The organism is Actinocrinis sp. (genome assembly GCF_035650855.1).
Taxonomy (GTDB): domain Bacteria; phylum Actinomycetota; class Actinomycetes; order Streptomycetales; family Catenulisporaceae; genus Actinocrinis.
This window is the reverse complement of sequence record NZ_DASRGV010000360.1, coordinates 1-19,913: the sequence shown is the minus strand read 5'-3', so window position 1 is coordinate 19,913 and position 19,913 is coordinate 1. Positions and strand designations below refer to the sequence as shown.

General features: G+C 71.3%; 16 protein-coding genes. 9 read left to right on the top strand and 7 right to left on the bottom strand.

The window, feature by feature from the left end; translation table 11 throughout:
• The first annotated feature begins 4 nt into the window (after positions 1–4).
• From VFB40_RS25250 to VFB40_RS25225, 6 genes are all read left to right on the top strand, one after another.
• Positions 5–1,189 (top strand): NAD(P)/FAD-dependent oxidoreductase, encoded by a 1,185-nt coding sequence (locus tag VFB40_RS25250; protein ID WP_324854897.1) that lies wholly within the window; start codon positions 5–7, stop codon positions 1,187–1,189.
• Positions 1,183–1,530: a (2Fe-2S)-binding protein gene (locus VFB40_RS25245; RefSeq protein ID WP_324854895.1), complete on the top strand. Its 348-nt coding sequence runs from the start codon at positions 1,183–1,185 to the stop codon at positions 1,528–1,530. Before VFB40_RS25250 ends, VFB40_RS25245 begins: the two co-directional genes overlap by 7 nt.
• Complete coding sequence (locus VFB40_RS25240; RefSeq protein WP_324854893.1) at positions 1,527–3,032, top strand: FAD-dependent oxidoreductase; 1,506 nt, start codon at positions 1,527–1,529, stop codon at positions 3,030–3,032. Before VFB40_RS25245 ends, VFB40_RS25240 begins: the two co-directional genes overlap by 4 nt.
• Positions 3,029–3,928: a dihydrodipicolinate synthase family protein gene (locus VFB40_RS25235; protein WP_324854891.1), complete on the top strand. Its 900-nt coding sequence runs from the start codon at positions 3,029–3,031 to the stop codon at positions 3,926–3,928. Before VFB40_RS25240 ends, VFB40_RS25235 begins: the two co-directional genes overlap by 4 nt.
• A gap of 45 nt (positions 3,929–3,973) precedes the next feature.
• Positions 3,974–4,990: a proline racemase family protein gene (locus VFB40_RS25230; RefSeq protein ID WP_324854890.1), complete on the top strand. Its 1,017-nt coding sequence runs from the start codon at positions 3,974–3,976 to the stop codon at positions 4,988–4,990.
• A gap of 90 nt (positions 4,991–5,080) precedes the next feature.
• Positions 5,081–5,785 carry a GntR family transcriptional regulator gene (locus tag VFB40_RS25225; protein WP_324854888.1) on the top strand — a complete coding sequence of 235 codons (705 nt, stop codon included), beginning with the start codon at positions 5,081–5,083 and terminating at the stop codon, positions 5,783–5,785.
• A gap of 85 nt (positions 5,786–5,870) precedes the next feature.
• On the opposite strand, the gene VFB40_RS25220 is transcribed toward VFB40_RS25225, so the two are convergent.
• The gene (locus VFB40_RS25220) at positions 5,871–6,725 is read right to left on the bottom strand and encodes an SAM-dependent methyltransferase (protein WP_324854886.1); all 855 of its coding nucleotides are present in this window, start codon (positions 6,723–6,725) and stop codon (positions 5,871–5,873) included.
• Positions 6,726–6,877: 152 nt separating this feature from the next.
• Between VFB40_RS25220 and VFB40_RS25215 the strand changes: the two genes are divergently transcribed.
• Complete coding sequence (locus VFB40_RS25215) at positions 6,878–7,546, top strand: DUF1707 SHOCT-like domain-containing protein (RefSeq protein ID WP_324854884.1); 669 nt, start codon at positions 6,878–6,880, stop codon at positions 7,544–7,546.
• Here the strand turns inward: VFB40_RS25215 and VFB40_RS25210 are convergent.
• Positions 7,497–9,074: a helix-turn-helix domain-containing protein gene (locus tag VFB40_RS25210; protein WP_324854882.1), complete on the bottom strand. Its 1,578-nt coding sequence runs from the start codon at positions 9,072–9,074 to the stop codon at positions 7,497–7,499. The genes VFB40_RS25215 and VFB40_RS25210 overlap by 50 nt on opposite strands.
• 149 nt (positions 9,075–9,223) lie before the next feature.
• Here VFB40_RS25210 and VFB40_RS25205 point away from each other — a divergent pair, with 149 nt between their 5' ends.
• On the top strand, positions 9,224–10,273 hold the full coding sequence (locus tag VFB40_RS25205; protein ID WP_324854880.1) for a helix-turn-helix transcriptional regulator: 1,050 nt from the start codon (positions 9,224–9,226) through the stop codon (positions 10,271–10,273).
• Here VFB40_RS25205 and VFB40_RS25200 read toward each other — a convergent pair.
• Genes VFB40_RS25200 through VFB40_RS25190 form a run of 3 tightly spaced genes read right to left on the bottom strand, consistent with a single transcriptional unit; the run spans position 10,246 to position 13,401 of the window.
• Entirely contained in the window at positions 10,246–11,214 is a 969-nt protein-coding gene (locus tag VFB40_RS25200; protein ID WP_324854877.1) for a branched-chain amino acid aminotransferase family protein, read from the bottom strand. The two genes, VFB40_RS25205 and VFB40_RS25200, sit on opposite strands and share 28 nt — an antisense overlap.
• Positions 11,211–12,761 carry an AMP-binding protein gene (locus VFB40_RS25195; RefSeq protein ID WP_324854875.1) on the bottom strand — a complete coding sequence of 517 codons (1,551 nt, stop codon included), beginning with the start codon at positions 12,759–12,761 and terminating at the stop codon, positions 11,211–11,213. The genes VFB40_RS25200 and VFB40_RS25195 overlap by 4 nt, the downstream gene beginning before the upstream one ends.
• On the bottom strand, positions 12,751–13,401 hold the full coding sequence (locus VFB40_RS25190; RefSeq protein ID WP_324854873.1) for a hypothetical protein: 651 nt from the start codon (positions 13,399–13,401) through the stop codon (positions 12,751–12,753). The genes VFB40_RS25195 and VFB40_RS25190 overlap by 11 nt, the downstream gene beginning before the upstream one ends.
• Positions 13,402–13,747: 346 nt before the next feature.
• On the opposite strand from VFB40_RS25190, the gene VFB40_RS25185 reads away from it, so the two are divergent.
• Positions 13,748–14,782, top strand: a complete 1,035-nt coding sequence (locus VFB40_RS25185) for a LacI family DNA-binding transcriptional regulator (RefSeq protein ID WP_349261631.1) — start codon at positions 13,748–13,750, stop codon at positions 14,780–14,782.
• A 292-nt stretch (positions 14,783–15,074) separates the two neighbouring features.
• On the opposite strand, the gene VFB40_RS25180 is transcribed toward VFB40_RS25185, so the two are convergent.
• Both VFB40_RS25180 and fahA read right to left on the bottom strand, forming a co-directional pair.
• Positions 15,075–18,377, bottom strand: a complete 3,303-nt coding sequence (locus tag VFB40_RS25180) for a GH92 family glycosyl hydrolase (RefSeq protein ID WP_324854870.1) — start codon at positions 18,375–18,377, stop codon at positions 15,075–15,077.
• A gap of 344 nt (positions 18,378–18,721) precedes the next feature.
• Positions 18,722–19,913 (bottom strand): fumarylacetoacetase (gene fahA / locus VFB40_RS25175; RefSeq protein ID WP_324854868.1); only part of this gene is annotated, 1,192 nt, incomplete at its 5' end.

Here is a 19,913-nt window from a genome sequence, read left to right as displayed (position 1 = left end):
TGGCGTGGCCCGCAATGCGATCTGTGACGTCGTGATCATCGGCGCCGGCATGGTCGGCGCGGCCTGCGCGTACTACGCCGCGCGGGCCGGACTGGACGTGATCGTGGTGGACCGCGGCTCGGTGGCGGGAGGCACGACGGGGGCCGGCGAGGGCAACATCCTGGTCTCGGACAAGCCCCCGGGCCCGGAACTCGACCTGGCCCTGCTCTCCACGCGCTTGTGGCGGGAGCTGGCGGCCGAACCCTTTGCCCCGGCGGTCGAGTACGAGCCGAAGGGCGGGCTCGTCGTCGCGCAGGACGAGAAGAGCCTTGACGCGCTGAGCTCCTTCGCCGACGGGCAGCGCCAATGTGGGGTCGAGGCGGAGCCGATCGCGGCAGACGGCCTGGGTGAGCTGGAACCGCATCTCGCCTCGGGACTGGCCGGCGGCGTGTTCTATCCGCAGGACGCACAGGTGCAGCCGGCTCTCGCGGCCGCGTATCTGATTCGGGCGGCAAGCGGTGCGGGGGCACGGTTGCGCACGCGCGAGACCGTCACGCATCTGCTTCACACACCCGGCGGTGCGGTACGCGGCGTCAAGACGAGCCACGGAGAGATCCACGCTCCAGCGGTCGTTAACGCGGCCGGAGTGTGGGGCGCGGAAGTCGCGGCCCTCGCGCGGGTCACCTTGCCGGTCCTGCCGCGCCGAGGATTCATCCTCGTGACCGAGCCCTTGCCGCGAATCGTCAGGCACAAGGTCTACGCGGCCGACTACGTCGCCGACGTCGCCAGCGATTCGGCGGCGCTGCAAACCTCGCCCGTCGTCGAGGGCACCGCGTCAGGGCCGGTCCTGATCGGCGCGAGTCGCGAGCGCGTGGGTTTCGACCGCGAGGTCTCGCTGCCGGTGCTGCGGCGGCTCGCGGCGCAGGCGATCGGGCTCTTTCCGGTGCTGGCGTCGGCGAACGTGATGCGGGCTTATGTCGGATTCCGTCCGTATCTGCCGGACCATCTGCCGGCGATCGGCCCGGATCCGCGTGCGCCAGGGCTCGTACACGCCTGCGGTCACGAGGGCGCCGGGATCGGCTTGGCCCCGGCGACCGGGCAGCTCGTCGCGCAGGTGCTGGCCGGTTCGACTCCGGCCCTGGACCTGACGCCGTTCCGGCCCGACCGCTTCTCGGGGGCGGCGGCGAGTGTGGAGGCGGAAGCATGCTGATTCGGCGCCGAAATGAGGCAACGGATACGCCACGCACGCCGCAGCAGTTGATCGCGGCGCGGCCGGAACCCGCGTTCGCGCTGCGCGTCGACGGCCGGGAGATCGAGGCGCTACCGGGTCAGACGATCGCCGCGGCGCTGTGGCGAGCCGGGATCATGTCGTGGCGGCGGACGCGCACGGAAGGCGAGCCGCGCGGCGTGTTCTGCGGCATCGGGGTCTGCTTCGACTGCCTGGCGACCGTGAACGGCCGGCCGAATCAGCGTGCGTGCTTGGTGCCGGCGAATCCCGGCGACGTGGTCACTACGCAGGCAGGTACCGGGCACGACGTCGGTGAGACATGAGCGGCACTGCGACCAAGTCCGACAAGGCTCCGCGGCTCGCGATCGTCGGCGCCGGTCCGGCCGGCCTGGCTGCGGCGGTGGCTGCCGCGGACGCCGGGGTGACCGCGACGGTGATCGACTCCGGTCCCTCCGCCGGTGGCCAGTTCTACCGGCAACCGGCCGCGCGGTTGCGTGCTCGCGCACCGCAGCGGCTGCATCACGGCTGGCGCAGCTGGCGCGGGCTCAAGTCACGCTTCGATCGGCATATCGCGGGCGGTCGAATCCGTCTTCTGGCCGATCATCACGTGTGGATCGCCGAGCGGGTCGCCGCGCTGTACCGGGTGCACGCGCTGGTCGGCCCCGAGCAGCAACGCTCGGTCGTCCTGGAAGCCGACGCGCTCCTGCTCGCGACCGGCGCCTATGAGCGGGTGCTGCCATTCCCCGGCTGGACACTGCCCGGCGTGGTCACCGCCGGAGGCGCGCAGGCGATGTTGAAAGGCTCGCTCGTGCTGCCGGGCCGGGAGGTCGTGGTCGCGGGCACCGGTCCGCTGCTGCTTCCGGTGGCCGCCGGGCTCGCCGACGTTGGGGCGCAGGTCAAGGCTCTGATCGAATCGACCGGCAGCCGGGCCCTCGCCCGGCTCGCGCCGACGCTTGCGGCGCATCCGGACAAGCTCGCCGAGGCCGCGGGCTACGGCGCGCGCCTGGCCGCGCACCGCATTCCGATCAAGTACGGCCACGCGGTCATCGCCGCACACGGCGAAGGGCGAGTCGAAGCGGTGACCGTCGCGGCGCTCGATGCCGGCGGCCGAGTGCGTCCGGGCTCTGAGACGCGCATTGCCTGTGACAGCCTCGCGATCGGCCACGGCCTGCTTCCGCACCTGGATCTCGCGCTGACGCTCGGCGCGCGCACCGAGGGCGACTTCGTCCCGGCGGTCTGGGTGGACTCGGAGCAGCGCACGAGCGTGCCGGGACTGTGGGCGGCCGGTGAGACGACCGGGATCGGTGGCGCGGCGCTCTCGCTGGTCGAGGGTGAGATCGCGGGACGGTCGATAGCCGCCTGGTCGCAGGGTCCGCAGCGCGCTTGGCAGGACGAGGATCACGCGCGCTCCCCGGCGTGGACGCACGCCGAGCAGAAGCGCCGTCGGCTCGGCGCGTTCTTCGCAGCCGTCGATGCCGTGTATACGCCACAAGCCGCGTGGACCGAACAGGTGACCGCGGACACCGTCGTCTGCCGCTGCGAAGAGGTGGAGGCGGGGGCGATCCGCGGCGCGCTCAACGAGTACGGCGCGACCGACCTGCGGACCGTCAAGCTGCTGACCCGCGCGGGGATGGGCTGGTGCCAGGGCCGCGTGTGCGGACCGGCAGTCGCCGGACTCGTCGCAGAACACTGCGGTGGCGGGCATGAGGCCGCCGCGTCCGTGACCAAGCAACGACCGTTCGCCCGACCGGTTCCGCTCGGTGTGCTGGCGGGGCTGGATCTGCCGGCGCCGGATCCGGCAGGGCAAGGAGGAGAGCAACAATGACTGACGCTGGTACCCGCCGTCCGTGGCACGGCGTGCTCGTGGCGACCGCGCTGCCGCTGCGCGATGACCTGAGCGTCGACTACGACGCCTACGCCGCGCACTGCGCCTGGCTGATCGAGGAAGGCTGCGACGCCGTCGTGCCGAACGGCTCGCTCGGTGAGTACCAGACGCTCACCGCCGAGGAACGGGCACGCGTCGTGCAGGTCGCGGTCTCGGCCGCCGGCGGTGCACGGGTGATCCCAGGCGTCGCGGCTTACGGCAGCATCGAGGCGCGCCGCTGGGCCGAGCAGGCCGCCGAAGCAGGCGCGCAGGCGGTCATGCTGCTTCCGCCGAACGCATATCGCGCCGAGGAGCGCGCCGTGCGAGCGCACTACGCGGCCGTCGCCGAGGTCGGGCTGCCGATCATCGCGTACAACAACCCGCACGACACCAAGGTCGACCTGACCCCCGAGCTGCTCGCCGCGCTGCACGCCGACGGCAGCATCCGCGCGGTCAAGGAGTTCAGCGGCGACGTTCGCCGCGCCTACCAGATCGCCGAGCTGGCACCGGAGCTCGACCTGCTGATCGGCGCCGACGACGTGCTGCTCGAGCTGGCGATCGCCGGGGCCAAGGGCTGGGTCGCCGGGTATCCCAATGCCCTGCCGCACTCGACCGTCGAGCTCTTCCGCGCCGCGGCCGGCGGTGATCTGACGACCGCGCTGCCGCTCTACCGGCAGCTGCATCCGCTGCTGCGCTGGGATTCGCGCACCGAGTTCGTCCAGGCGATCAAGCTCTCGATGGACCTGGCGGGCCGCCACGGCGGAGCGTGCCGGCCGCCGCGGGTGCCGCTTGCGCCGGAGCAGGAAGCCGCGGTGCGGGCCGCCACCGAGAAGGCGCTGGCCGCGGGGCTGAGATGACCGGTGCGGGTACAGAGCGAGCGACAGCAGAAGGGTCCTGAGGCCATGCGCAGCAAACTGGTCCTGCACGCGGTCGACTCGCACACCGAGGGCATGCCGACGCGCGTGATCACCGGCGGCGTGGGCGTCATCCAGGGCGCGACGATGTCCGAGCGCCGCACGCACTTCATGCAACACCTCGACGATCTTCGTACCCTGCTGATGTTCGAGCCCCGCGGGCACGCGGCGATGAGCGGTGCGATCCTGCAGCCGCCGACCCGCCCGGACGCCGACTACGGCGTGCTGTTCATCGAGGTCTCCGGCTGCCTGCCGATGTGCGGGCACGGCACGATCGGCGTCGCGACGGTCTTGGTGGAGACCGGCATGGTGCCGGTCACCGAACCGGTCACCAGGATCCGGCTGGACACTCCGGCCGGCCTGGTCACCGCCGAGGTCGCGGTGCGCGACGGCGCCGCAGAGGCCGTGACGCTGCACATGGTGCCCTCGTTCGCGGTCGGACTGGATCGCAAGGCCCTGCTCCCGGACGGCCGCACGGTCACCTACGACCTCGCCTACGGCGGAAACTTCTACGCGATCCTGCCGCTTGAGCAGTTCGGCCTGCCATTCGACCGGGCCGCGAAGAACGAGATCCTGGCCGCAGGACTGGCGCTGATGCACGCCATCAACGAGGAGCAGCCTCCGGTGCACCCGACCGATCCGACCATCACCGGCTGCCATCACGTGCACCTGCTCGCGCCCGGATCCACGGCCGCGCACTCGCGGCACGCGATGGCGATCCACCCCGGCTGGTTCGACCGCTCCCCGTGCGGCACCGGCACCGCGGCCCGGATGGCGCAGCTGCACGCGCGCGGCGAACTCGCGCTGCATCAGGACTTCGTCAACGAGTCCTTCATCGGCAGCACCTTCACCGGCCGCCTCATCGACACCGCGGAGGTCGGCAGCCCGGAAACAGGGTTCGTACCCGCGGTGCTGCCGACGGTGACCGGCCGCGCCTGGATCACCGGCACGGCACAATATCTTCTCGACCCGACCGACCCCTTCCCCGCCGGCTTTCTTGTGTAAGCACCGCCTTCATCAGCACTGCCTTGTATCAGCACCGCCTCGTATAGCCGCCGCGCCCGCAAGACGCACCTCCCGCTAGGACTCCTCGTCGTGAACAACACCGATCCGGCCGAAGCCCTGCCGTCGCTGTCCTCGCTCGGCGAGCGGCGCAACTACCGCGACCAGGTCGCGCACGCGCTGCGCGCGGCGCTGGTCTCCGGCCAGCTGCGTCCCGGAGAGCTGTACTCGGCGCCCGCGCTCGCCGCGCGCTTCGGCGTGTCGGCCACGCCGGTGCGCGAGGCGATGCTCGACCTGGTGCGCGAAGGCCTGGTGGAAACGGTCTCCAACAAGGGGTTCCGGGTCACCGCGGTCACTGAGCGGCAGCTCGACGAGTACACGCAGATCCGGGCCCTGATCGAGGTCCCGACCGTGACCGCGCTCGCCCGGACGGCCGGCCTCGACGACTTGGAGGCGCTGCGTCCCGACGCCGAGAGCATCGTGCACGCCGCGAAGGCCGCGGACCTGATCGGCTATATCGAGGCGGACCGGCGCTTCCACCTCGGCCTGCTCGCCCTGGCCGGAAACCGGCACCTGGTCGAGGTCGTCGGCGACCTGCGCAAACGCTCCCGCCTCTACGGACTGACCGCGCTGGCCGAACGCGGCCTGCTGGAAGCTTCCGCGCAGGAGCACCTGGAACTGCTCGACGCGCTGCTGGCCCGCGACGAGGCGGCCGCGGCCGCGGTGATGGCCAGGCATCTCGGCCACGTGCGCGGCCTGTGGGCCACTCCCGCCGATTCCACCGAATCCGCCGACTGACCGCCGCCCGGGCGCGGCACGCCGCGGCCGGCGCGGCTGCCGGATCGCTCCGTAGCGCGGCCGGACGGCCGCCGCGCGCACGCGGCTATTTCGGCGCCTTGTAGGCGACGGCGGCGAACCCCCAGTTCTCCTCCGGGTCGACGGTCACCTCGCTTTGCGGCTGCCACCAGGGCATCGGGACCAGTCCGGGCTCGACCAACTCCAGGCCGTCGAGGAACGGCGTGATCTGGGCCCGGTTGCGCAGGGTCAGCCGCGCGTTGGCCCGATCGTAGGTCGCCGCCGCCTCCTTCGCCTGTTCGTCCTCGGCCGCGGTGCCGTGGGACAGCGCGAGGTAGCTGCCGGGCGGCACCGCGTCCATCAGGGTTCTGACGATCTCAGCCGGGCGCTCGCTGTCGTCGATGAAGTGCAGGATCGCGACCAGCATGACGGCGATCGGCCGGGTGAAGTCCAGCACGTCGCGCACCTGCGGGCTTTCCAGGATCGCGTGCGGGTCGCGCAGGTCGCCGTAGACGATGCTGGTGTGCGCCGGGTCGCGGTCGGCCAGCAGCGCGCTGGCGTGGGTCATCACGATCGGGTCGTTGTCCACGTAGACGACGCGCGCGTCCGGGGCGACCGCGTGGGCGACTTCGGCGGTGTTGCCGGGCGAGGGTATGCCGGTGCCGATGTCCAGGAACTGACGAACACCGTGGGCGGCGAGGAACCGCACCGCGCGACCGAGGAACGCCCGGTTCTCCCGTGCCAGCGCGCGAATCTGCGGGTAGATCGCGAGCGCCTGTTCGGCGGTCTCCCGATCGACCTCGTAGTTGTCCTTCCCGCCGAGGAAGTAGTCGTACATGCGAGCGGTATGCGGCACGCTGGTGTCGATGCGCACCGCGTCCCATCCGCCGGTGAGCAGTTCCGTGGCACGCCAGGGCGTGGACTGCGATTCGTCGTCGGACATGCGCGCCTCCGCGCTCGTGCTGCACGGGTGTTTTCCCGCCGAATGCTAGCCGACCGCTTCGTTGGCTGAGACGACAATCAACCGGAACGGCGGCTCCGGATCCGCCCGCGGCGCCCTCGCGCGCTCGCGGCATGTCGCCTATGATCACGCGCATGACGACGGGGAACTCCGGGAACACCCCGGCGCAGCGCATCGGACACCGGGAGCGCGACGCCGCGGTGGAGCGGCTGCGGGTGGCGGCCGGAGAGGGCCAGATCACCTTCGACGAGCTCGAGACCCGCATGGAGGCGGCGCTCGCCGCGCGCACCGCCGAGGACATCGCGGTGCTGATCGCGGACCTGCCGGTACCCGCCGGGACGCCCAGCGCGCTCGAACCGGCGCCCGCGATGCGGCAGGCGGCCAGGCACAGCAGCGTGGAGCGGCTCGGAGTATGGCGCGTTCCCGAGCAGATCGAGCTTGAGCTGCGGCACTCCTCCTGCGTCCTGGACCTGCGCACTCCCCCGCTGCCTTCGAACGGCGTGCGCATTCAGGTGGACGCGCGGCACAGCTCGGTCAAGCTGCTGGTCGCCGCGGACGCGCACGTGGAACTCGCCAACCTCAGCCGGCACCACAGCGCCACCAAGGACCGGGGCGTGCTGCAGGCCTCTTCCTGGAGCGGCCCGTCGATCGTGGTCAGCGGCACACTGCATCACAGCGCGGTCAGGGTGCTGCGGCCGGGCGACAGTTCGGTCGGCCGGATTCTGTGGTGGCGGCGCCGGCGCAGGGCCGAGCTCATCGCCGCGTCAGCGCGCTCGCGGGCGCTGCCGCCGGGGGCGTCGTAAAGCCGATCGGCCAAGCGTACGTATCGGCTGGCAGCTGAGACAGCCTGCGAACCAGATGCCTGACAAGGTGCAGCACGGCGAACGCTTCGGGAGCGTCTTCGGTCTCTGATCGCACCGGGCGGATCAGGTCGTGCACCAGCAGTGCGTGCACGGCGCGCGAGACGTCGCCGAAGCTGTGACCGGAGCGCGTCACGACCTGGTCCAGTGTCCACGGCTGAGTCCATCGGCTCACGAGCGACAGCACGCGCCGCGCCTGCGGGGTCAGCGCGGCGATCGCATCGGCGAGTCCGGCGCGTATCGGGTCGGATCGCGTGCGGGCGCGGTCCGCGGGCGGCGCAGTCACCGCGAAAGGGTCGCGTGCGGCGATCGCGGCTAGGCGGGCCGGAGCGAGCACCAGCGACCAGGCCGCCGCGGACTCCAGCGCGAGCGGGATGCCGTCGAGCAAGCGAGTCAGTGTTCTGATCGCGTCGGACTCGTGCCGCGTGAACTGTCGGTGCGGGCGCGACTGTTGCGTGTGCCAGTCAAGGAGCTGCGCTGCGGCGCCGAGCGCGTCGTCCGCTTCGCCGCCGTCGCTGTCGAAAGCCGCGGCGGCCTCCTGGACCGGGAGCGGCGAGAGCCGCAGCGTCCGCTGTCCGAGAAGGGACGACGCCGAGACGTCCGCAGTGCGCAGGGTGCTGACGATGCGCAGTTTGGGGCACCGGGCCAGGAGCGTAAGCTGCGCGTCCGCTGAGAGCAGGGCTTCGCGTGCCGGTGGCATGCGCGGGCCAGCGTCGGCCGGTCGACCTGGCCCGGGCCCAGATCCGGACCTGGGCCGCTGCCCGTCCAGCACGAGCAGGAAGGGCCGATCGCCGATGAACGCGGCGAGATCGTCCACGGCGTCTTCCGGATTCTCCTGCAGCTCGCGCATCCATGGCTGCGTGGCCTGTGCCGGCTGGATCGAGCGTGCGACGCCGTCTTCTTGCCGTTCAGCGGAGAGCCAGAGCACCGGCATACGAAGACGAGTGTTCAACGCCTGGGCGACGGCTAGGGCGAGACGCGACTTGCCCACGCCGCTCAGACCCACGATCGCTACCAGCCGATCCTGCCCCACGGCCAGCAGCTCGTAGAGCGTCCGAGTCTCATCCTCGCGGCCGAACAGCGGCCCCGCGGCGCCGAGTGGCGGGGCGAGCGCGGTTGCGACCGCTTCCGCCCGAGCCGCCGCGGCCGTCGTTGCGGCGTCGCCGACCAACCCGGCCGTGCCCCGGCCCGCCGCGGCTTCGAGCGTGGAACGGCGCTCGTCGGTCAGCCGCAGGGCGTCGGCCAGCAGCCGCACGGTGTCGCGCCGGGGCCGCCGCGCCCGGCCGGCCTCCAGGTCCCGGATCGCGCGCACGCTGACGGTGGAGAAATCAGCCAGCTGAGTCTGCGTCATCCCGGCCCGCCTGCGGTAGTGCTGAAGCAGCGCGCCGAAGCGGAGCGTCTCCCGCTCATCGTCCGATTCGCTTCCGCGGCCACTCGCCGATGTCTGCGCTGCCGGTACCGTGGTTCGCATGACCGGATCTCCCGCCTTCCTTCTCAGCAGCCTGCGGCGCGTTGAGGCGCCGCGGCCTGCCGAGACCTCAATATCGCCTTGGGGTCGGGACGTCACAAGACGGGCAGAGGCAGCCGGTCACTGCATTGCAGAGATCTGAGGGGTGTCCGATGACCGCACCCGCGCCCATGCCGCTGCCCTTGCCGGAGCCGGCTGACTCGACCGAGCCCGCCGACGACGGATTCACGCCGCCATCGCACGATCTGCCTGATGAGGCCCGCGCGACGTACGCGCTCATCCTGCGCAGCGGCCCGGTCCCGGTGACCTCACACTTGCCCGGCCTGCAGCAGCTCGCGGACCTCGGGCTGCTGGAGCTGTCCGAGGACGGCGAGCGGCTTCGGCCGGTCGATCCGCGCCGGATCGAGCTGCAGCTGACCAGCGACTGGCGGCGGCGCGCCTGGGAGCTGGAGCTGCGCGCCACGACGCTGGAGCGCGATATCAGTGGGCTGACGGCGCAGTACGTCGCGGCGAGCGGTGTGCGGCACGAGGCGATCCGGTACCTGCACGGCATGCAGGCGATCGGCGACTTCAGCGAGTTGGCGGTCCGGTCCGCCGAGCGGGAGATCCAGACCGCGCATCCGGGCGGCGGAAAGGCGGAGGAGTTCCTGGTCGCCGCGCTCCCGTTGGCGCTGGACGGGCTGGGTCGCGGAGTAACGGTGCGGAGCCTGTATCAGCACTCCGGGCGGTTCAGCGAGCCGACGAAGGAGTACGTCCGGGAGCTGACAGGCCACGGCGGGCTGGTGCGGTCGCTGGAGGAGTTCTTCGAGTGGGTGATCATCGTGGACCGCGAGCTGGCGATCCTGCCCGCCGATGAGGAGTGCAGCGCGGCCGTGGCGGTGAGCGACCCCGCGCTCGTGCGGTTCCTCGTCGACGTCTTCGAGCGCAACTGGCAGCGGGCCAGCGCCTTCACGCCCAGCCACGCCGCGGTCTCCTCGCGCGAGGTGGTGCCGGAGATCCACGCGATGATCAAGCGGCTGCTCAAGGAGGGGCTGACGGACTCGGCGATCGCCAAGCGGATCGGTGTCAGCGAACGTACATACCACACGCATCTGTCCCGGATCCGGGCGGCGCTCGGCGCCGTCAACCGGGTGCAGCTCGGGTACATGCTCGCGCGCGAGGAGCTGGAAGCCGCTCACGACGGCTCAGGCGAAGGGATCTGATACATCCAGCCGCGCGGCCCGGGCTCGCGGCCGCAGTGGATATCGCGCAACGCCTGGCGGATCACTTCAGTCACCGGACCGATCTCGCCCTCTCCGAGCGGGACAACGCCTTCGATCGTGCTGCACGTGAAGGTCTCGGTGATTCCGGAACGGTCGCCGTGTGCGTGCGCCGCCCGCCATTGATCGGGCGTGACCCGCTGCTGGCGGACGATGTAGCCGAGGCGCGATGCCAGGGTGAGCACCGATTCGGTCGTCACGCCACGCAGCGCCTCGTCCGCCTGCTCCAACAGCGTCACCTCGGCGCGCGGCTGCGTGGGCCGCACGACGAACAGGTTCACCCCGTCCAGCTGGTCAACTGAAGCCTGCTGCCCGGCGTGAGCCCGCGTACCCGGGTGATCGTTGCGTGCCATCAGCACGAAACCGAAATGCTGTGCGGGAAACAGCCCCAGGGACAGATCGGCAGCGAACATCAGAGAACGCAGATACAGGCTCGAACCCGGTGTCTCGTCGAAGGAGCCGTCCTCCGCCTCGACCAGCTCCTCGACCGCTGATACGAACAGGTCGTCGGGAAGCGCGGGCATCGTCAAGCGCCGCGCGGACTTGCCGAACCGCCGGGCGTGCTCCCAAGGCCGGAAGGCGGCGATGGTGCCGTCGGCGCGGCGATACGCCCGCAGGCCCTCGCCCGCGATCTGGCCGTTGTGCAGCCCCGCGCTGCCTGGATGCAGCGCGAACTGCTCTGGCGGCAGCAGTTGCGGCTTGTGCCAACCGGCGGCAGGCGAGTAGGCCATGGTGAACGCGCGCGGGGCGAATTCGCAGCCGGATTCGTCAGCCAGGGCCGGCTGTGCTGGACTGGACGGCTGTGCTGGACCGAGCTGCTGTGTTGGGCTGAACGGCGGGGTCGGACCGAACTGCTGTGTCGGACCCAACGGCAGAAGGCTCATGCGTGCGTGCATCCCCGCAGCAGCGCGGCGCGGTCGATCTTTCCGTCCGCTTTCACCGGGATCGCGTCGAGCAGCACGAACCGGCGCGGCACCATGAAGGACGGGATCCGCTTGCGCAGCCAGGTCTTCATCGCGGCGTGATCGAACGGCGCGCCGGTGTAGCACGCCACGAGTTCGAGCTCTGCGCCCCTGCCCCGCACACCGATGACCGCCGCGTCCGTCACCAGGGCGTGCCGCCGCAGCAGCGATTCGACCTCGCCGGGCTCCACGCGCTGGCCACGCAGCCGGAGCTGGTCGTCGACCCGGCCGAGATGGACCAGCTCGCCGCCCGACCGCCGCACGCGGTCGCCGGTGCGGAAGTAGGTGAGCGTTCCGAAGCGCACGAAGCGTCGCAGGTCGTCGGCCGGGTTGAGGTAGCCGTCGAGTTGCCGCTGGGCGCGCACGCACAGCTCCCCCTCCGCCGCCTCGCGCCCGTCCTCCCCCAGGATCACGTGATCGACACCGTCGCTGAACCGTCCGATCGGGACCGTGCCGTCCGGCGTGTCAGGCCACTGATCGCGGTCGGCAGGCAGGCGGTACGCGGCGCACGCGGCCATCTGCTCCGTGGGTCCGTACACGTTCTCGATCACCGTGCCTGGAGCAACCGCACGCCAAAGCTCCGCCTGCCGATACGTGAGCCGATCGCCGAGGAACACGCTGTAACGCAGACCCTTGACCATCCCGAGCGGGAGCTTGTCGAGCGCCGCGCCCGCCGAGATCAGCGCCGGGCCGGCGAAAATGTGCGAGATCCCGCCCGTGACCAGGTGGTCGGCGGGCACCAGCAGCTCCGAGCGCTGCGGGACCACGAGCGTGGCGCCCGCTCCCCAGGTGACGAAGAGCTCGTAGAGGGATGCGTCGCTGGTCAGGTCGAAGGTGTGCGAGACGCGTGCGTCCGGTCCGACCTCGAAGCGCTCGATGAAGTCGGCGACCTGCCGTGCGATGTGCCGGTGGCGAATTGGAACGCCTTTGGGGCGTCCGTTGGCGCCCGAGGCGTACAGGATGCACGCCACGTCGTCGGGTTCGGCGGCAGCCTGCTGTGTCGCAGACTCCGGATGTGCCATCGGCAGCCCGCCGAGCGCGGGCCGCGCGCACACGGCGGCATCGCTCAGCGCCAGCAGCGAGAACCGGGCGGCGTCGCGCTCGCGTTCCCAGTGCAGGACCGCGGTGTCGTCCGCGACGACCAGGTCGACGCGCGCGAGCGAGCACAACGCCTTGTTGCGCAGTTCCGGGTGGGCCGGGCTGAGCGGCACCACGGTCGCGCCGAGCCGAAACGCCGCGAGGTAGCCGACGAAGGAGAGCAGGCTGCGCGACGCCAGCAGGCCGATCCGCTCCGGGCGCGAGCCGCGGGCGACGAGGATGCGTTCGGCGAGCCAGCGCGAGTACTGATCCAGCTGCCGGTAGCTGTACGCGTCCTCGCGCAGTTCGACCGCCGTGGCTTGCGGCGTCCGTCGCGCCGACCCCTCGAACCAGGCGAGCAGCGTCGGCACCTCGTTCGCGTCAGCTGACATCGAGCACCTCCGATGCGTTTCGGGCCGGGAGCAGCCGCCGCAGTCTGCGGGCGACCTCATGCACGTGGATCAGCAGGAAGTCGTCGGCCCCGGCGAAGGAGCGAAAGGTCGTCGCCGCGTCCGTCCAGGCGCGCCAGCCGAGCATGGCTGGTCCGGCGGGCGCGAGTGGGTCGTCGACGCCGGCCCAGACGTGCAGCGGCGTCGCGATCGGCTCCGCCTTCAGTGCCTCGTCGGCGCGCGACGGCGACGCTCCCGCCACCACGACCGCGCTGACCCGCACCGCCCCCGGCCCGAGATCCCCAAGCCCGGGATGCACGGGCCCGGGATGCACGGGCCCGGGATCCCGCTCGCCGCTCCCCTCGAGCCGGCGAGCGAGCTCGACCGCGACCTGCGCCCCGTCGGCCTGTCCCACGACGACGACCTCGTCGGCGGGCGGCGCAGCGGCCAACTGCCGCTCGATCGCCTCGGCCTCCGCCGCCGCAGAACGCTGATCCAGCACCGCGTGGCGCCAGTCCGTATCAGCGCTCAGCGATCGCTCGACCACCACGAGCCGGACCCCGCCGAGCGCGCGGGCCAGCGCGGCGGTCGCCTCGCGGGTGACGCCGGTCCTCGGGATCAGTACGACCATCGAACCCCACATGAACAGAGCAAAGCGCGCCGGGGACGCGGCGGGCGGCAGTTGCGACCGGCAGCTCGGCGGCAGCTTGCGCCCCGGCGGGCGGTGAAAGTTACGGTGGATCCAACGCGGAAAACCGCCACGAACGCACAAAACGCTGCCCTGAGCACCACCCGAGCCGGTGGCGAATCCATACACTTGAGAAGTACGCACCCGACCGCGCCGCCCGGCCCGAGGCGGCGGCCGGCCGGGTCCATTCACGGAAGGGGCCGCGATGTATCCCGGCGCGAGTTCGCCGTCGCCGGCCAGCGGCCCGGGGCGGGGCCGGCGCGCGGCCGACGGCTCCCCGGTGCACGCGCCGCGGCCGACCATGAAGGACGTCGCGGCCCGCGCCGGGGTCGGCCTCAAGACCGTCTCCCGGGTGGTCAACGGCGAGCCCGGGGTGCTGCCGGGGACCGCGGCGCTGGTGCAGCAGGCCATCGACGAGCTCGGGTTCCGCCGCAACGACAGCGCGCGGCAGCTGCGCACCGGGCGCACCGCCGGCATCGGCCTGGTCATGGAGGACGTGGCCGACCCGTTCTACTCGCTGCTCAACGGGGCGGTCGAGGAGGTGGCCAGGGCGCACGGCTCGCTGGTGTTCACCGCCTCCTCCGAGGACGATCCGCGCCGCGAGTCGGAGCTGGCGCTCGCGCTGTGCTCGCGCCGCGTCGACGGCCTGATCATGGTCCCGGCCGCCGAGGACCACACCTACCTGCTGCCCGAGATCGACGCGGGCCTCGCCCTGGTCTTCGCGGACCGGCCGCCGGTCGGCCTCGCGGCGGACACGGTGCTGGTCGACAACGCGGAGGGCGCGCGCAAGGGCGTGGCGCACCTGCTCGCCCACGGGCACCGCAGGATCGGGTACATCGGCGACTCCTCGCGCATCTACACCTCCACCGAACGGCTGAGCGGTTACCGCAGGGCGATGGCGGACGCCGGGGCGCCCGTAGACGAGTCGTGGATCGCGCTCGGTCCCTCCGACCAGGCGCGGGTCGGCGACGCGCTGGACCACCTGCTCGATCCACGCCGGGAGCACCCGATCACGGCCCTGTTCACCGGCAACAACAGGTTGACGGTTGCGGTCCTGCGCGAGCTCGGCGAGCGGCAGCGGGCGCAGCAGGTCACCGGCGTGCCCACGCCCGGAGGCGCGCCCGGGCTCGCGTTGGTCGGCTTCGACGACTTCGAGCTGGCGGACCTGCTCACCCCGGCGATCACCGTGGTGGCCCAGGACCCGGCCGGTCTCGGCCGCACCAGCGCGCAACTGCTGTTCGCCCGGCTCGAAGGGGACACCTCCCCGCCGCGCCGGATCGTGCTGCCGACGGTCCTGGTGCCGCGCGGCTCCGGCGAGCTGCCGCCGATGGCGTAGTCCAGAGTTCGGCAGACGCACTCGTGCGCTGGGAGCCTCGCAATGGCTTCGCCCATGGCGGATGAGGATCAACCCGAACCATGCGGGCACGGGTTTGAGCGCGCGCACAGCGAAGCGGGGCCGCTGCGGATCTCGCAGCAGCCCCGCTCCTACCGGCTCAGTGCGCTGACGCCGTGCGGGGCGCGCTCACCTCGCCGGTCACCGGTCCACCGGTGATGCGGCACCGGTTCCCGGCCTCGCGGCTGCCCGATCGGCTCGCGCCGTGCGGGTTCGCCGTGCGCCGTGCGTCCGGTCAGCCGACCGCGATCGAGAAGATGCCGATCGCGCCCTGGTTGACCGTCGCGGGCAGGGTGATGCTGGCTACCGTCTTCGAGCTGTCCACCGGGATGGTCTGCGAGAAGACGTAGGTGGTGACCTGTTGCGGAGTGCTGCCTCCGGCGTTGCGGTACGGCGTCGTCGCCACGATCTGGTTGCTGAACGCCGGCGACTCGCTGCCCGCGCCGAGGGTCCAGTCGCTGAACCCGAGCGTCGCGGTCGAGGTGGTGCCGTCGGTGTAGGTCACCGTGACCGTGCCCGAGGTTCCGTTGCTCGGCGCGTTGGTGGCGCTGCCGAGGAACCCGATCTGGGTCGCGCCCGCGGAGGCCTTCAGGGCGATGGTCTGACCCGCCGCCTGCAGCGAGTCCGGCTGCCCCGCCGGGATGTTCGGCCACGTGTACGTCAGGCCGCTGGAGATCACGCTCGCCCCGGGCGCCAGGCCCGCGGCGGTCAGCGCCTGCTCCGAGTAGCTGAACCCGTCGCCGTCGTAGTTGGCGGCCGCGCCGTTGCTGTCGTCGCTGATCCCTGTGACGTCGTAGAACGGCGCCAGGTCACCCGGCGTGTCGACCGTCACCGACATCTGCGTCGGCAGGATGGTGCCCGCCGTGCTGGTCAGGCTGAACTGGACCGGGTAGACCCCGTCCGTCGTGCCCGCCGTGACCGTCACCGTGGCGCTCGCGGTGCTGTTCGCCGCGACCGTCAGCGTGCCGCTGGACGGCGTGACCGTGACACCTGCGGCCGGCTTGGCCGTCCAGTTCACCGTCTGCGCGGTGCCGTCGGTCGAGGTGACCGACAGCGTCGCCGGGGTGGAGGCGCCGGGCTGCAGCACCGCGGAGGACGGGCTGACCGAGCCGGTCGAGCCGAACACCGGGCCGTAGGACGGCGGGGCGTCTGCCGCGGCCGTGCCCCACGTCGTCGGGGTCTTCGACAGCGTCCAGGCCAGCGTCGCGCCCTTGCTCAGGGTGGAGAAGGTCGTGTACAGCTTGCTGTACGACTGGCCGTTGAGCTTCAGCGACTTGACATAGAACTCGGTCGGCGAGGCGCCCGGCGCGGTGATGCTGATCTTCTTGCCGGTCGGCAGGGTGATCGTGGCGCTGGGGAAGCCGGGGCTGGCGAACACGAGGTTGTCAGAGCCCGGGTTCTCCGGGTACATGCCGAGCATCTCCCAGACGTACTGGGCGCTCATGGCCCCCAGGTCGTCGTTGTTGTTCAGGCCGGCGGGTCCGGGGTTGTACACGCTGTTGCGGATGTTGTTGACCGCCTGCTGCGTGCCGGCCGGGTCGCCCGCGTAGACGGGCGCGTTCTGCTCGCCGAGGTCGAACTCGTTGGCCAGGAAGGCGTACATGCCCTGGGCGTTCGGCTGGGAGAGGTAGTTCTCCAGCGCGTCGGCCACCTTGCTGTTGCCGCCGAGCAGCGAGAACAGGCCCGCGTAGTCGTTCGGCACGTCCCACAGGTACTGGTACGCGTCGCCCTCGACGTAGTGCGCGGTGGTCGTCGGGGTGACGCCGCTGACGAACGCGCCGCTCTTCAGCCTCGGCGTGAGCAGGCCGGTCGAGGTGTCGAACACGTTGACCCAGTTGTTCGCGCGGTTCTGCAGCGCGCTCGCGTCGGCGCTGTCGCCGAGCGCGGCGGCGTACTGGGCCAGGGCGAAGTCGGCGTTGTCGTACTCGAGCAGCGAGGAGACGAAGCCGTGCGGGTTGCAGCACCCGTACGTGCCGTCCTCGGGTATGTACCCGTACTGCTGCTCGGCCGCTTCCTCAGGCCGCACGTGGTTGACCGTGGTGGCCTGCTTGACCATGTCCGTCAGGGCGGCGCCGGTGGCGAAGTTCTTGCCGCCGAAGGCGTAGTAGTCCGCGATGATCGCGTCCGACGGGTCGCCGTTCATGACGTAGTTGTCCAGGTTCAGGTATCCCCACTGCTGCAGGATGCCGTTCTGGTTGTAGTAGTTCACCAGCGACTGCGCCTGGTCGCTCGCGGCGCTCGGGTCGAGCATGGCCTGCAGCTGCGAGGTGCCGTGGTAGGTGTCCCAGCCGGAGAACATGCCGTACTGGTCGGTCTGCGGCTTGGCGACCGTGTGCACCTGGTTGTCGGAGCCGGTGTACTGGCCGTTGACGTCGCTGGTGATGTTCGGCTGGACGAAGACCTTGTACAGGTTGCTGTAGAACTGCTGGGTCTTGTCCGCCGCGCCGCCGGAGACCGCGATCCGGCCCAGCAGCGTGTTCCAGGACTTCTGCGCGGCGCTCTTGACCGTGCCGAAGCTCCAGCCGCTGTTCTCCTTCTGCCAGTTCAGCTTCGCGTTCGCGGTGCTGACGTAGGAGATGCCGACCTTGGCCTGGATCACCTGGGAGGCGGTGGTGTCGAAGGTGAGGAACACCGCGGCCGGGCTCTTGCCGCCGGAGTCGGTGATCACCTGCGAGGCGGTGAAGGAGTGGTCGAAGACGAGGTCGAAGTAGACCGTGTACGCGGCCGAGTCGCCGCAGAACCCGCCGCTGGTCTCGGAGCCGACGACCTCGTTGGTGCCGACGATCTGGGCGGTGGTCGAGGTGACCGTGTTCTGCGCGTCCATCAGCTTCACCAGGAAGTCGGCCTGGGTGGTGGCCGGGAAGGTGAAGCGGCCCATCGAGCTGTGCGGGGTGGCCGTGAACTCGGAGGTGATGGTCTTGGGCAGGTTGCTCTCGGCGGAGTAGTAGCCGGCCTGCGCGACCTCGCCGGTGTTGGTGAACGAGGTGGACGCGTTGTTCGGGTCGCCGCCGGGCAGCGCGCCGGTGAGCGGCAGGATCGGCACGTCGCCGGCCGCGCCGCAGCCCGGTCCGCTGACGTGGGTGAGGCTGTAGCCGGTCAGCGCGGAGTCGCCGTAGGCGTAGCCGCCGCCGGCGTTGCGGTCCGGCATGGTGTCCGGGCTCCACTGCACCTCGCCGAACGGCACGATCGCGCCGGGGAAGGTGTTGCCGCCGTTGGTGGTCCAGGTGCGGGTGTCGACCTGCTGGGCCGGGGTCGTGGTGGCGGCGGTGACCAGAGACTTGTCGGTGCTCGCCGCGGGCAGCTTGGCGGTGAGCTTCTTGTTGGCGCAGGTGGAGATGCCGTGCGGGGTGCTGGTGCAGGTGGCCGTGTGGCCGTTGGCTGCGCTCTTGCCGGAGGGGACGGCCGTGGCCGAGCTCGCGGCGAGGGCGGGCGCGGTCGAGAGCGCGCCGCTGATCAGCGCGACCCCGGCGACGGTGGACAACGCCCTGGTCAGGCGTATCCGGGAGTGGGTTGGTGGGTGCTGACTACTACCGAGCATCGTGTTCCTCCCCCGGCCTGCGGAAGCGCCCGGCCGTTCGCTCCGCATGGGGCGGGACGAGCGGAGGTGGCCTTCCTCGGTCGGATGACAACGTTGTCAGACGACGGGAATCTTTTCGCCTCCGCGCGGCTGAGTCAACAGCCGCGCGGCGAAAATGATCGATCCCGAATCTGACGGCGCGTCAGGTCGCCCGGCCGCAGCGGAAATCATTGGTCGATACCAATCCTCGGCACATCGCCGCAGACTGCGAAAAGACCGCCGGGCCGCTTGCGGTCTTCGGTTCATCGCAACATGCCGACAGCGCGTTCAGACATCCCGACAACGATGTCGAGATCACTGTTCTCCTAGCCGACCGCGGGCAGGACGCGGCCGGCGACTTCTCCGAAGCCGATCCGGGCGCCGTCCGGGCCGGGCGCGGTCGCACTGATCGTGACCTCGTCGCCGTCCTCGAGGAAGACGCGGCTGCCGCCGTCGGCGAGCTTGATCGGGCTCTCGCCGTTCCAGGTGTATTCGATCAGTGAGCCGACCGTCGCGTGTTCGGGCCCGCTGACGGTGCCCGAGGCGAAGACGTCGCCGGTTCGCAGGCTGGCCCCGTTGGACGTCATGTGGGCCAGCTGCTGCGCGGCGGTCCAGTACATGCCGGCGAACGGCGGGCGGGTGAGCGGTTGGCCGTTCAGCCGGACTTCGAGCGCGATGTCGAGCCCCCAGGGCTCGGTCTCGCGGTCGTCGAGGTGCGGGAGCGGTTCGACGTCGCGGGCCGGGGGGCGGACCCGTGCGTGTTCCAGGGCGTCAAGCGGCACGATCCACGGCGAGAGGGAGGTCGCGAAGGACTTGCCCAGGAAGGGCCCGAGCGGCACGTACTCCCAGGCTTGCAGGTCGCGGGCGGACCAGTCGTTGACGAGGCAGACCCCGAAGACGTGATCGCGGAACGCGGACAGCGGGACCGGCCGGCCGAGCCGCGACGGGGTGCCGACGACGAATCCGACCTCTGCCTCGATGTCGAGCCGCCGAGAGGGGCCGTAGCCCGGTGCGGGCGCGTCAGGAGCCTTGCTCTGTCCGGTCGGGCGGGTGATCGGCGTGCCGGAGACGACGAGCGTGCCGGAGCGGCCGTGGTAGCCGATCGGCAGGTGTTTCCAGTTCGGGGTCAGCGGCGGCGAGCCGGGGCGGAACATGCGGCCGAGGTTGGCGGCGTGGTGTTCGGAGGCGTAGAAGTCCACGTAGTCGGCCGGTTCGAACGGCAGGTGCAGCGTGGCTTCGGCGAGCGGCACGAGGTGCCGTTCGGCGGCGGCGCGGTGTGCCGGGTCGGTGAGCCAGGCGGAGACCGCGGCGCGCGCTGAGAGCCAGACGGGACGTCCGGCTGCCATCAGCGGATTGAGTGAAGGCGCGTCGAGCAGGGCCGAGGGCGCGCCGATGGTCCGCGCGACGGCTCCGACGTCGAGCACATAGTCGCCGATCCGGACGCCGATGCGCCGCTGGTCGGGCCGGGTCGCCGTCGTGAAGACGCTGTAGGGCAGATTGTGCACGCCGAACGGCGAG